The organism is Roseateles sp. GW821-FHT09H10 (genome assembly GCF_059415865.1).
The window spans coordinates 331,002-344,002 of the sequence record NZ_JBWKOB010000002.1 but is presented as its reverse complement, the minus strand read 5'-3'; the positions used below and the strand labels follow the sequence as shown (position 1 = coordinate 344,002).

Below are 13,001 nucleotides of genomic sequence, written 5' to 3'. Positions count from 1 at the left end.
GACCATCGCTGGTGCCCGTCCCGCTGACAAGACCCAGATGGTCACGTCGGTCGGCGTCACCAAGTGCTGCTGGGGCTTCTGATGCGCGTTCGCGCATCGACCCTGCCCGCCCTGGACATCCCCATGCACAACACCCTCGCCCCCCGCTTCGACCTGCGCAGCCTCGGCCTGACCGAAGCGCAACTCAAGGCCATCGCCGGCGCACGCCCGACGCAGAAGACGCAGACGATGACGTCGCCCGTCACCGTCACCTGCCCCTGCTGCTGGCTCTGAAGGACTGAGCGCGATGACGACAGGGACAGCTTCCCCCATGGCCTCCTTCGCGAGCGCGGCCACCGCGTTCGTCGCGGGCGCCCGGCGCCGCTGGCCCCGTCGCATCCGCCCCGTCCTGCAGATGGAACGCGCCGACTGCGGCGCGGCCTGTCTGAGCATGGCGCTGGCGGCGCATGGCAAGCATGTGCCGCTGGCCCGGATCCGCACCGTGCTGGACGGCGGCCGTGACGGCGTCACGGCGCTGGACATCGTGCGTGCGGCGCGTGCCCAGGGCTTGGAGGGCGGCGGCTATGCCGTGCCCCTGGCCCATCTGGGCGAGCTGCCCCGCGGCAGCATCCTGCATTGGGAGGGCGGCCATTTCGTCGTCCTGCTGCAGGCCGATGCGCAAGGCGCGCTGCTGCTCGACCCGGCCCGTGGCCGTCGTCGCGTGGACGCGCAAGCCCTTGCCCATTCCTATTCCGGCATGGCCCTGGTGCTCGAGCCCGGGCCTGCCTTCGTGGCCGACGGCCGCCCCGGCCGCAGCGGCCTGGCGGGCCTGGTGCAGCTGGCCTGGCAGTCCGGCCAGTGGGGCCGCATCGCGGCCGCCTGCCTGGCGCTGCAGGCCCTGGGCCTGGGCCTGCCGCTGCTGACCGGCGCCCTGGTGGACCAGGTGGTGCCGGCCGCCGACCGCGGCCTGGCCCTGCTGCTGGGCCTGTCGGCGCTGGCCCTGGTGCTGGCGCATCCACTGGTGGGCCTGCTGCGCGGACGCCTGCTGCTGGACCTGCGCGAGCGCCTGGACGCCGACCTCGGCCGCCGCCTCATGCAGCATCTGATGCGGCTGCCCTACAGCTACTTCCTGCGCCGCACCGCCGGCGACATGATGACGCGCCTGCAGGGCAACACCGTCATCCGCCAGATCCTCAGCGCCGCGGTGCTGTCCGGCCTCATGGACACCACGCTGCTGCTCAGCTATGCGGTCCTGCTGGCCTGGCGCTCGCCGGGCATGGCCGTGGCCGTCGGCCTGCTGGGCGGGCTGCAGCTCGCCGTCTTCCTGCTGACGCGGCGCCAGCGCCTGGAACTGCTGAGCCGCGCGCAGTCTGCGCAGTCCGCGCGCGCCGAATACGAATCCCTGCTGCTGGCCAATATGGAGACGGTCAAGTCCTCCGGCGCCGAGAGCCGCGTGCAGGCGCATTGGCGCGGCCTGTTCGACAGCACGCTGGCCATCGAGCGCGACCGCGGCTGGCTGGACGCCATCACCGACGCCGTCAGCGCCGCCCTGCGCACCGCCGCACCGCTGGCCCTGCTGTTCTACGGCGTCGACCAGGTGCTGCAGGGCCGGCTCAGCCTCGGCGAGATGCTGAGCCTGAACGCCCTCGCCGTGGGTGCGCTGGCGCCCATCGCCAACCTCGCCTCCAGCGCGGCCCAGCTCGGCCTGCTGGGCGGCTATGTCGAGCGCATCGACGACGTGCTGCAGGCCCCGCCGGAGCAGGCGCCGGGCCAGGCGCGCCCCGCGCCGGCCGTGAGCGGCGCGCTCAGCCTGCGCAATGTCAGCTTCCGCTTCACGCCGCTGCGCGACGACGTGCTGCACCACATCGACCTGGAGATTCCCGCGGGCAGCTTCGTCGCCATCGTCGGCGCCTCCGGGGCCGGCAAGTCGACGCTGGCGCGTCTGATGTCGGGCCTCTACCTGCCCTCGGCCGGCCAGCTCTGCTTCGACGGCCAGGACCTGCGCGAGCTGGACCTGGGCGCGCTGCGCCGCCAGATCGGCGTCGTGCCGCAGCGGCCCGAGCTGCTGGGTTCCAGCCTGCTGGACGCCCTGCGCCTGAGCGCGCCGGATGCCACGCTGGAAGACGTGGAAGAGGCCTGCCGCCAGGCGGCCATCCACGATGACATCGCCGCCCTGCCCATGGGCTACCAGACCGTGCTGCACAGCGGCGGCGCCACCTTCTCGGGCGGCCAGATCCAGCGCCTGGCCCTGGCCCGCGCTCTGGTCGCCAAACCTCGCATCGTCGTGCTGGACGAAGCCACCAGCGCGCTGGACAGCCTGTCCGAGCGCCACATCCAGCAGGCGCTGTCGGCGCTGCGCTGCACGCGCATCGTGCTGGCCCACCGCCTCAGCACCATCCGCCATGCCGACCAGATCATCGTCATGGACGCCGGCCGCATCGTCGAGGTCGGCCGCCATGAAGAGCTGATGCAGCGCCAGCGCTATTACGCCGACCTGATGACGGCCCAGATGGCCTCGCCCCTTCCCCATGCCGACCGCCATGAACCGCAACCTGCCTGCCATTGACGACACCCTGCGCGCCCTGTGGGCACGGGCCAGCACGCTGGACGAGCGCCTGTCCGGCGACTTCCTGCCCGTCGCCGGCGGCGAGGCCGAGGCCGAGCAGCGCTGGAGCGCCTGGCAGGCCCTGGCGGCGGAAGGCGACGCGCAGCGCCTGGCCCGGCGCCTGGCCTTCGACGGCCTGGACGAGGGCCGCGTGCGACCCCTGCTGGGCACGGTGAAGGCTTGCCGCGAGGCGGTGCTGCCGCCGGAGTTCGAGCTGATGGCCGAGGTGCTGGCTGGTGCGGCCGGGCCCGCCGATCCGATGCTGGACGAGGTCGAGTCGCGCATGCCCTTCGCCGCTGTGCTGGCGCCCTGGCTGCGAGCCGCGCAACGCCGCCTGGACGCGCAATGCGATGTGGCCGTGGCAGCCCTGCGCCTGGGTTGCGCCCGCGGCCTGGCCGAGCGCCTGTGCGAGCAGGCCGGGCCGACGCTGGCCGCCCTGTTCGAGGCCGAGCGCGAGCGCCAGGCCGAGGGCTGCTACCAGCGCCTGCTGCGGCTCACGACGGGCGCGGCCGCTGCCAGCTTCTGGCAACAGCACGCCGCGCTGGCCCGCGGCCTGGCGCTGGCCGCCCACCACTGGGTGGCCGCGAGCGCCGAGATGCTGCAGCGCTGGCAGGTCGATGCAGACGCCCTCGTGCAGGCCTTCGGCCCTGGCGCGGCGGGCGAGCCCATCGAGCTGAAGACCGGTCTCGGCGACCCGCACCGCGAAGGGCGCACGGTGGCGCGCCTGCGCTTCGCCAGCGGCCTCGAGCTGTACTACAAGCCGCGCAGCCTGGCGCTGGACCAGGCCTATGCCGGCCTGCTGGCCGAGCTGCGCGGCGCCGATGTGCCGGAGGGCCTGCGCATAGCCCTGCAAGTGCCTGCCGTACTGGCCCGCGCCGGCTATGGCTGGGTGGAGGGTGTCATGCCCCGCCCCGCCGCGAACGCGGCCGAGGTGGAGGCCTATTTCGAGCGCGGCGGCGCCTTGCTGTGCCTGGCCCATCTGCTGGACATCACCGACTGCCATTCGGGCAATGTCATCGCGGTGGGCGAGCATCCCGTGCTGATCGACCTGGAGACCGTCTGCCACCAGCGCGCCCGCGACCTGGACGAGGACTACTCCGACGCCGAGCGCCGCGCCCGCCAGACCATCGCCGCCTCGGTGCTGGGCAGCGGCCTGCTGCCCGAGGCGCGCCTGGAGGGCGAGCTGCGCGTCGAGCTGGGCGGGCTGTCGCCGGGCGGTGACGCCGTGGCGCACATCGAGGTCGCGCATTGGGTGGACCTGGGCCAGGACAGCATGCGCTGCGTGCCGGCCCCGCAGGCCGTCGGCGAGGGCGCCCACCAGCTGCTGCTGGACGGCGCCGTGGTCTCGGTGCGCGACCATGGCGCCGCGCTGCGGCGCGGCTTCACGCGCATGGCCTGCCACGCGATGGCGCGGCGCCAGGCCTGGTGCGCGCCGGGCGGCCCGCTCGAAGCCTTTGCGGCCTGCGAGGCGCGTTTCGTGTTCCGCGGCACCCTGGTCTACAGCGCGCTGCTGAACCGCCTCACGGCGCCGGACTTCGCGCAGGAGGGCGTGGATCGCAGCCTGCTGCTGGAGGCCCTGGCCCGTCCCATGCTGGAAGTGGATGCGCCACCATCGATCTGGCCGCTGCTGGCCGCCGAGCGCGCGGCCATGGCCAGGCTGGATGTGCCGCATTTCCATGCGCCGGTGGCCGAGGCGGTGCTGGTCGGCGAGGGCGTCGCGCCCATCGCCGGCTATCTTCAGGATGCCGGCCTCGAGCGCCTGCGCGGCCGGCTGATGAGCTTCGGCGAGGCCGATCTGGCCCGCGAACTCGGCTTCATCGAGACGTCCCTGGTGCGCCCGCTGGGCGCGGTCCCGCCGCGGCCCTCGGCATCCACCACGGCGCCCGTCGACGCGGCGGCGCTGCGCGACGCGGCCCTGGAACTGGTCGAGCGCCTGGAGGCCACGGCGGTCTGGGGCGCGGACGGCTCCGCGACCTGGATGGACGCCTCGCTGGACGGCCGCCACGACTGCCTGAGCTGGCGCGCCCTGCCGCCCTGGCTGGGCGATGGCGTCGCCGGCCTGGTCTTGGTGCTGGCCGCGCTGGAGCACGGTGCCGCGCCCGCGGCGCGCTCGCGCGTCCGCCGCCTGCGCCTGGGCGCGCAGCGCCATCTGGCCCTGGGCCTGGCCCAGATCGCTGTTCAGCCCCTGGGTGGCGTCACCGGTGCCTCCTCGGTCGCCTATGCCCTGGCCCAGGCGGCGGCGCTGACGGGCGACCGCATGGCCCTGGACCTGGCCGGCCGCGTCGTGGCCGGCATCCCGCTGGACGCGATCGCCGCCGACGAGGTGCTGGACGTCGTCGGCGGCGCGGCTGGCACGCTGCTCTGCCTGAGCGCCGTGCGCCGCGTCGGCGAAACGATGGGCGCGGCGGCCGTGGCCCAGGCTGCGACGCTGCGCATCCGCGCCTGCGCCGCACGCCTGGCCGAGGCCGGCGCGGCGTCGCCCGGCGGCCTGCTGCCCACCGTGGCCGGACGGGTGCTGACCGGCCTGTCGCACGGACAGTCGGGCTTCGCGCTGGCCATCGCCCGCCTGCGCGAGGACGACGGCGCCGCCGCCCTGCAGCCCATGGCGCAGGCCGCGCTGGCCTTCGAACGCGAGCATCGCGACCTGGAAGCCGGCAACTGGCGCGACCTGCGCCCGGATGTCGGCCATCCCTGCAGCTGCGCCTGGTGCCATGGCGCGCCGGGCATCGGCCTGGTGCGCGCCGTGCTGCGTGCCCAGGGCGATGCCGATGCGACGCTGGCCGACGACCTGCGCATGGCCGCGCTCAGCACCGCCGCCGAGCCCGATGCCGTGCTGGACTACCTCTGCTGCGGCGGCTTCGGCCTGGTGGCCTGCACCCAGCTGATGGCCGAGGCCCTGGACGATCCGGCGCTGATGGCCAGCGCCCGCCAGCGCGCCGGCCGCGTGCTGGCACGAGCCCAGGCGCGCGGTGGCTACGCGATGTTGCTGGGCGCGCCCGCCGGCCATCAGGGCCTGGGACTGTTCACCGGCCTGGCTGGCGCCAGCTATGCGCTGCTGCGCCTGGCCGAGCCGGGGTTGCCCTCGGTGTTGACGCTGGACTGAGCCAGCGTCATTGCCGGATGCGCAACTCGTTGCGGAGAAAAGGCCCTGTCCTGCTTCCCGCCGCTCCCGCCACATCCTCCGGCGCTCCGCTCGCCACCACCCGCCCGCCTTCCGCTCCCGCTCCCGGCCCGATGTCGATCACCCAATCGCAGGCCGCCACCACGCGCATCTCGTGCTCGACCACCACCACCGTGTTGCCTGCGTCGACCAGCCCGTTCAACTGCGCCAGCAGCTTGTCCACGTCGGACGGATGCAGCCCGGTCGTCGGTTCATCGAGCACGTACAGGGTGTTGCCGCGCTGCGCCCTTTGCAGCTCCGTCGCGAGCTTGATGCGCTGGGCCTCGCCGCCGGACAGCTCGGTGGCCGGCTGGCCCAGCCGCACATAGCCCAGCCCGATCTGCTGCAGCAGTGACAGGGGCCGGGCCAGCGCCGCGTCCGCGGCAAAGAAGGCCAGCGCCTCGTCCACCGTCATGCGCAGCACGTCGGCGATGCTCTGCTCGCGCAGGCGCACCTTCAGCGTCGCCTCGTTGTAGCGCGCGCCATGGCAGGCCGGGCAGGGCGCGTAGACGCTGGGCATGAAGAGCAGCTCGACGCTGACGAAGCCCTCGCCCTCGCAGGTCTCGCAGCGGCCCTTGGCGACGTTGAAGGAGAAGCGGCCGGCGTCGTAGCGCTTGGCGCGTGCCGCGGGCGTGGCGGCGAAGAGCTTGCGCACATGGTCGAACAGGCCGGTGTAGGTCGCGAGGTTGGAGCGCGGCGTGCGGCCGATGGGCTTCTGGTCGACCTGCACGAGGCGACGGATCTGCTCTGCGCCGGCGCTGATGCGGCCGTGAGTGATCTCGCGCGAGGGCGCGTCGTCTTCGTCTTCGCTGTCCGGCGCTGGCGGCTCGTGGCCGAGGGCCTGGTTGACGAGTTCGACCAGCGCCTGGCTGACCAGGCTGGACTTGCCGGAGCCGGAGATGCCGGTCACGGCCGTGAAGCAGCCCAGCGGGAAGTCGACATCGACACCGCGCAGGTTGTTGCGCGCGACGCCGGCGAGCTTGAGCCAGCCGCGCGGCGCGCGGCGCGGCGGGCGAGCCATTTGCCCGCGCGGGAACAGGTAGGCCGCGGTGTGCGAGCCGGGCACCGCTTCGAGCCCGGCCGGCGGCCCGCTGTAGAGCACCTGACCGCCCAACTCACCGGCGTCGGGGCCGACGTCGACGATCCAGTCGGCCTCGCGCATCAGGCCGAGGTCGTGCTCGACGATGAAGAGGGAGTTGCCCGCCGCCTTCAGGTCCTTCAGCGCCTGCAGCAGCGCCTCGCCGTCGGCGGGATGCAGGCCGGCGGAGGGTTCGTCCAGCACATAGATGACGCCGAACAGATTGGAGCGGATCTGCGTGGCCAGGCGCAGGCGCTGCAGTTCGCCGCTGGACAGCGTCGGCGTGGCGCGGTCGAGCGACAGATAGCCCAGGCCCAGCTCGTTCAGCGTGGTGATGCGTGCCAGCATGTCGTGGGCGATGCGCTGGGCGGCGATGAGTTTCTCTTCCGACAGGTTGGGCGTGCGCCGCACATCGGGTGCCGCCGCGTGGGCGTTGCCGCCGGCAGCGACCCGTTGCGCCGTGTGCGACCTGGACGTCGCCCGGCTGACGCCGTGCCCCTGCGCTGCGGCATGCGCGTTGCCCGCCGCGGTAGGCTCCAGCACCTCCGCCAGCTCACGCAGCGGCATGCGCGACAGTTCGCCGATGTCCAGGCCTTCAAACCTGACCGACAGCGCCTCGCGCTTGAGCCGCTTGCCTTCGCAGGTCGGGCAGTCGCTCGCCACCATATAGCGCGACACGCGGCGCTTCATCAGTGCGCTCTGCGTCGTCGCGAAGGTATGCAGCACGTATTTGCGCGCGCCCATGAAGGTGCCCTGGTAGCTGGGCTCCAGCTTGCTGCGCAGTGCGGCACGGGTCTCGGCGGGCGTGAAGCCGGCGTAGACCGGCACGGTGGGCTGCTCGTCGGTGAAGAGGATCCAGTCGCGCGTCTTCTTCGGCAGCTCGCGCCAGGGTTTGTCGACGTCGTGGCCGAGCGTGACGAGGATGTCGCGCAGGTTCTGGCCATGCCAGGCCGGCGGCCACGCGGCGATGGCGCGTTCGCGGATGGACAGCGACGGGTCGGGCACCATGGACTGCTCGGTCACCTCGAACACGCGGCCCAGCCCGTGGCAGGTCGGGCAGGCGCCCTGAGGCGTGTTCGGCGAGAAGTCCTCCGCGTACAGCATGGGCTGCTTCGCCGGGTAGTGGCCGGCGCGCGAATAGAGCATGCGCAGCAGGCTGGACAGCGAGGTGGCGCTGCCCACCGACGAGCGCGCGCTGGGCGTGCCGCGCTGCTGTTGCAGGGCCACTGCGGGCGGCAGTCCGTCGATGCTGTCGACCGCTGGCACGCCGACCTGGTCGATGAGGCGGCGCGCGTAAGGCGCCACGGACTCGAAGTAGCGCCGCTGCGCCTCGGCGTAGATGGTGGCGAAGGCCAGTGACGACTTGCCCGAGCCGGACACGCCGCTGAACACCACCAGGGCGTCGCGCGGCACGTCGACGTCGATGTTCTTCAGATTGTGTTCACGCGCACCGCGAACGCGCACAAAGCCTGACGGAATCACGCGCGACCTCCTTGCGATCCGGGCTCTCAACGATGCGGCCAAACGGGCGTTGCACCTGTAGGACAACTGCCTGCGCGCCTACGCGCCGTGAAGGCGGCGCGGGCCACGATGGCGGCAACCGGAGAAGCACCATGTCCAACCCCTGGCTGAAGAAGAACCCTTTCATGAGCCTATGGCTCAGCGCCGCCAATTCGGCGACCAGCCGTGCGCGCGGCCAGATCGCTGCCAGCGCCAAGCGTCAGTCCCAGGCCGCGGTGACGCAGGCGTCACAGGACGTCATGAGCTTCTGGACAGCTGCGTTGGCCGGCGCGGCCAAGCCAAGGGCCAGGCGCAAGACCAAGCGCTAGCCTGCGCGCGGTCATCCCAGGAGGTAGCCCAGCAGCGCGAGCGCCAGCACCACGGCTCCGATGAGCCACAGGGTCCGGTTGGCCTGCTTTCGATCAGCGACTGCGCTTGTGCTGTCGGCGCGGTATTCGAGCTGGCGGTTGAGCGCGATGAAGTCCTTGGCGAAGCGCTCATTTCGCATCGTGCAGACGAACCGGGGCGACTCGAAAGCCGGCGCGATGTCGTCGCTGAAATCGAACGCCGTGGTCATCTCGGTGGGCGGGGCGACCCGAAGGTGCTCAGTCGCGCGCCAGACGTGGCGACGCTGCGACCAGGCGATCAAGGCAAAGAAGGCCGCCACGGCAAGGAAGACCATGGCCGCATCGAAGCGACCCTTGAGCAACTGCTTGAGCGTCAGGTAGAGCACGAACAACGCTGCCATCGCTGGCAAGACAGCGCCCAGCATCTCGCCGGTGGCAAAGCTGGAGAGCATCCGCGCCAGCCGGCTGGGCGGAGCGGTCTGCGCGTGATGGACCGCGGCACAGGGGCTGCAGATGGGAACGCGCACGCTCGTCACGATATGTTCCGTCGGCGCGTCGCTGTGAGCCCGCCGGAAAACCTTGGCGTACTCGATCTCGGCCGACGCCGAGTTGCCGCAATTGGGGCAGAGCGGCGGAAAGCTCAGCGCGCCGGGGCTGCCCTGCAACGTGAAGCGGTGGGCATGCGCCACGACCTCGGAATCTGACAACTGCGGTGCAGAACGCGTGGTCATGGGCGCACGGCCTTTGGAGGGCGGGAGATGAGTTCAGCGTAGCAGCCGCGGAGCGATCGGCAGTTAGCGTTCTTGGCCATACTCCGCGGATGACCCGCGCGCGCCACCTCTTGCCTTTGCTGCTGCCCTTGTCCTTGCTCGCTGCCGCCAGCTCGGCTGCCGCGGCTTGTGACCGCACGCCGCTGCCGGCGGCGACCGCGCAATCGCCGCAGCGCATCCTGTTTGTCGGCAACAGCTTTCTGCACGGCCATATGCCGCCGGTGCTGCACTACAACGCGGCCCGCGTGGCCGATCTGAACGGCACCGGCTACGGCGGCGTGCCGGGCGTGTTCAAGCAGCTGGCTGACGACGCCGGCCTGCATGTCGAGGTCGCCAGCGAGCTGGTCAGCGGCCAGACCCTGCAGTTCCACTTCAACGAGAAGCGCGCCCTCATCACCAGCCGGCCGTGGGACGTCGTCGTGCTGCAGGAGTACAGCGTGCTGAACCCGCAGCGGCCCGGCGACGCCGCCGCCTTCGTCGCGGCGGCCGGCAGGCTGCAGGCTCTCGTGCATCAGGCCAGCCCCGCGGCCCGCGTCTGGCTGCTCGAGACCTGGGCGCGGGCCGACCAGGTCTACCGCACGCCGGGCGGGCGCTGGGCCGGCAAGTCGCTGGAGGCCATGCAGGGCGATCTGCAGGCGGCCTATGCGCAGGCCGCGGCACGCGCCACCTGCATTGCCGGCGTCGTGCCGGTGGGCAGCGCGGCCCTGCGCGCCGTGCAGGAGGGCGTGGCCGACCGCAATCCTTACGACGGCATCGATGCCGGCAAGTCCAATCTGTGGGCCGAGGACAGCTACCACTTCAGCGCCTGGGGCAGCTATCTCGAGGCCCTGGTCCTGTTCGGCCAGCTCAGCGGGCGCGACCCGGCCGGCCTCGGTGCGGCCAACCGGGCCGGGCGGGAACTGGGCCTGAGCCCGGGGGAGGTCCGGGCTGCGCAAGCGATGGCTTCGCGCCAGCTCAACCCTGGCGCATCGCCCGCTTCGCCGACAAGGCCATGAAGCCGGCGAACACGACGACGACGACCAGGCCGGCCGTCAGCGAGGAATGCTCGGCGATCAAGCCGATCAGCGGCGGCCCGGCCATCATGCCCAGATAGCCCACCCCCGACACGGCCGCGATGCCGTGGGCCGAGGACACGCCCGGCACCTGCGAGGCTGCGCTGAACAGCACCGGCACGACATTGGACAGGCCCAGTCCCACCAGGGCGAAGCCGACCAGCGCGACGGTGGGGGAGGGCACCGCCAGCGCGAGGGCCATGCCGGCGGCACCCAGCACGCCGCTGATGCGCATCAGCCGCGTGCCGGACGTGCGGGCGCGCACCCAGTCGCCGCCGAAGCGCCCGATGGCCATGGCGCCGCTGAAGCTGGCATAGGCCAGGGCCGCCGTGCCCGCCTCGCTGGCGCGCTCCTGCTTCATGAAGAGCACGCTCCAGTCGTACATGGCGCCCTCGGCGATCAGGCCCATGGAGGCCAGCACGCCCAGCAGCAGCAGCGGACCTTTCATGAAGTCCAGCAGGCTCAGCGGCTGCTTCTCCTCGGCTTCCTTCTCGGGCACCGGCAGCATGGCGCGGCTGCCCACCAGCACGACGACGGCACCCAGGCCGGTGGCCAGCAGCAGATGGGCCTGGGGCGAGAGGCCCAGCGTGGGCGCGACGCTGCCCAGGCCGGCGCCGGCCATGCCGCCGAGGCTGAACATGCCGTGGAAGCCGCTCATCAGCGGCCGGGCCGCCAGACGCTCGATCTCGGTGGCCTCGGTGTTGATGGCCACGTCGACCAGGCTGCCGGTGATACCGAAGACCAGCATCACGGCCAGCAGGGCGGCATAGGCCGACCCGAGCAGCAGGCAGGCGATGGAGGCGCAGCAGGCCACGCCCATGACGGCCGAGACGGCACGCGGCCCCCAGCGCCCGACGACGCGGCCGGCCTGGGCCAGGGCCATCAGCGCACCGACACCGCCGGCCAGCATGGCGAGGGCCAAGGCCTGTTCGCCCAGGCCGTAGTGGCCCTTGACCGTGGGCACATGCACGCCCCAGGTCGCGAACATGACGCCCAGCACGAAGAACTGCGCGCGCAGGGCGCGCGACGCGCCGACGACGGAGCTCACTTGGCGCTCGGGCTGCTGATGCGCGCGAAGAAGTCGTAGACGCCCTGGTCGCCCATCTTGCGGGCGTCGGCCAGTTCGCCGCCTTCGGTCGAATAGAGCAGCTTGCCCTGGGGCGACAGCACGGCGACGGCCGGGATGCCCTTCTTCAGCGGCACGCGGTAGGCCTCGGCGATGTCGACATTGCGCTCGAAACGGCCGACGTCGACCTTGACCACCTTGAAGCTCTTGGCGATCAGCGGGGCGCTGGGGCCGTTCTTGAAGGTGGCGTCCAGCATGCGGCAGTCGCCGCACCAGTTGGCGCCGAAGACGACCAGGACGGGAACCTTGGCCTTGTCGGCCTCGGCCAGCGCGGCCTGGATGGCGGCCTTGGCGTCGGCGCCTTCGTCATAGATGGCCGGTGGGCCGCCGGCATGGGCGGCGAGGCTGGTGGCGAGGAGGAGGGAGGCGGTCAGGAAGCGCATGGCGATGCAGTATGGGACAGGAAATTGGAAGCGATTCCAGGCGCTAGCGGGAGGCCTGCTCGAAGAAGCGCCAGATCACGTCGTTGGCGTCCAGGGCCTGGGACGCGGCTTCCTTGCCGCGGCGCACGCTGGCCGCGCCCGGCCAGGAATGGCCGCCGGTCTCGGTGACGCAGAGCTGCACCTGGCTGCCGCCGGCGCAGCCGCTGTAGGTCTCGCAGTAGGCGCCGGGCTTGTCCAGCGTGCGTTGGGGCCGGGCGGTGCAGCGGTCGCGCTGCACCCAGCGCGAGACGGTGTCGGGCACGGACACGAAGTCCATCACCTTGCTCTCGTCGCGGAAGGCGTTGGGGCCGGCGCCGCCGTCGAACAGCACATGGTCGTCGTTGCGGGCGTGGATGTGCAGCACGGCGATGGGCCGGCTCGGCGTGCAGTTGGCGGTGGCATCGGTGCCGGCCACGGCCGCGACGGCGCTGAACACGTCGGCCGCCTCGCAGGCCAGGCGGTGGCTGAGCATGCCGCCGTTGGACATGCCGGTGGCGAAGACGCGGGCCGCATCGATGGCGTGGCGGGCCTGCACGGCCTTGACGACGGCGCGGGCGAAGGCCACGTCGTCCACCTGGCGGTCGCGCGCATCGCCGCAGCAGCCGCCGGCATTCCAGGTGGCGAACTTGCCGCCCAGGATCTTGCTGTAGCCGTTCGGGAAGGCGACGACGAAGCCGGCCTCGTCGGCCTTCCTCTGCAGGCCATAGCGGCGGTCGTCGGCCATGTACTCGGCATGGCCGCCACCGCCGTGAAAGGCCAGTACCAGCGGCGCGGGACGGGCGGCGTCGTAGCCGCTGGGCAGGTGCACCAGCACCTTGCGGCCCTGCACCTTGAGCTCCTGCAGGCCCGCCGGTGGCTCCTGCTGTTCAGCGCGGCGCTGCTCGATGCGGGCGCGGATGCCCTGAGCCTGCGCCGCGGGCAGCAGCGTCAGCAGAGCCAGGGCGAGGGCCAGGCCGCGCATG

10 protein-coding genes are annotated in these 13,001 nt (G+C 72.2%); 5 read left to right on the top strand and 5 right to left on the bottom strand.

Features of this window, described 5'->3' with window-relative positions; all coding sequences use genetic code 11:
* Nucleotides 1-81: 81 nt before the first annotated feature.
* Genes AC07OY_RS09485 through lanM form a run of 3 tightly spaced genes read left to right on the top strand, consistent with a single transcriptional unit; the run spans nt 82 to nt 5,687 of the window.
* Nucleotides 82-273 carry a hypothetical protein gene (locus tag AC07OY_RS09485; RefSeq protein WP_495042312.1) on the top strand — a complete coding sequence of 64 codons (192 nt, stop codon included), beginning with the start codon at nt 82-84 and terminating at the stop codon, nt 271-273.
* Nucleotides 274-310: 37 nt separating this feature from the next.
* A complete protein-coding gene (locus AC07OY_RS09480) occupies nt 311-2,545 on the top strand; it encodes a peptidase domain-containing ABC transporter (RefSeq protein ID WP_495042311.1) in 2,235 nt (744 codons plus the stop codon).
* Nucleotides 2,508-5,687, top strand: coding sequence for a type 2 lanthipeptide synthetase LanM (gene lanM / locus AC07OY_RS09475; RefSeq protein ID WP_495042310.1), 3,180 nt, complete (start codon nt 2,508-2,510; stop codon nt 5,685-5,687). Before AC07OY_RS09480 ends, lanM begins: the two co-directional genes overlap by 38 nt.
* Before the next feature lie 7 nt (nt 5,688-5,694).
* On the opposite strand, the gene AC07OY_RS09470 is transcribed toward lanM, so the two are convergent.
* Nucleotides 5,695-8,304, bottom strand: coding sequence for an excinuclease ABC subunit UvrA (locus AC07OY_RS09470; RefSeq protein ID WP_495042309.1), 2,610 nt, complete (start codon nt 8,302-8,304; stop codon nt 5,695-5,697).
* A 131-nt stretch (nt 8,305-8,435) separates the two neighbouring features.
* Here AC07OY_RS09470 and AC07OY_RS09465 point away from each other — a divergent pair, with 131 nt between their 5' ends.
* The gene (locus tag AC07OY_RS09465; protein WP_495042308.1) at nt 8,436-8,651 is read left to right on the top strand and encodes a hypothetical protein; all 216 of its coding nucleotides are present in this window, start codon (nt 8,436-8,438) and stop codon (nt 8,649-8,651) included.
* Between the two features lie 11 nt (nt 8,652-8,662).
* On the opposite strand, the gene AC07OY_RS09460 is transcribed toward AC07OY_RS09465, so the two are convergent.
* Nucleotides 8,663-9,400 carry a hypothetical protein gene (locus AC07OY_RS09460; protein ID WP_495042307.1) on the bottom strand — a complete coding sequence of 246 codons (738 nt, stop codon included), beginning with the start codon at nt 9,398-9,400 and terminating at the stop codon, nt 8,663-8,665.
* Between the two features lie 128 nt (nt 9,401-9,528).
* Here AC07OY_RS09460 and AC07OY_RS09455 point away from each other — a divergent pair, with 128 nt between their 5' ends.
* Nucleotides 9,529-10,434 (top strand): PEP-CTERM sorting domain-containing protein, encoded by a 906-nt coding sequence (locus tag AC07OY_RS09455; RefSeq protein ID WP_495042306.1) that lies wholly within the window; start codon nt 9,529-9,531, stop codon nt 10,432-10,434.
* Here the strand turns inward: AC07OY_RS09455 and AC07OY_RS09450 are convergent.
* Genes AC07OY_RS09450 through AC07OY_RS09440 form a run of 3 tightly spaced genes read right to left on the bottom strand, consistent with a single transcriptional unit; the run spans nt 10,394 to nt 13,000 of the window.
* Entirely contained in the window at nt 10,394-11,539 is a 1,146-nt protein-coding gene (locus tag AC07OY_RS09450) for an MFS transporter (protein WP_495042305.1), read from the bottom strand. The two genes, AC07OY_RS09455 and AC07OY_RS09450, sit on opposite strands and share 41 nt — an antisense overlap.
* Nucleotides 11,536-12,000 (bottom strand): thioredoxin family protein, encoded by a 465-nt coding sequence (locus AC07OY_RS09445; protein WP_495042304.1) that lies wholly within the window; start codon nt 11,998-12,000, stop codon nt 11,536-11,538. Before AC07OY_RS09445 ends, AC07OY_RS09450 begins: the two co-directional genes overlap by 4 nt.
* Before the next feature lie 43 nt (nt 12,001-12,043).
* Nucleotides 12,044-13,000 (bottom strand): extracellular catalytic domain type 1 short-chain-length polyhydroxyalkanoate depolymerase, encoded by a 957-nt coding sequence (locus AC07OY_RS09440; RefSeq protein WP_495042303.1) that lies wholly within the window; start codon nt 12,998-13,000, stop codon nt 12,044-12,046.
* Nucleotide 13,001: the final 1 nt, after the last annotated feature.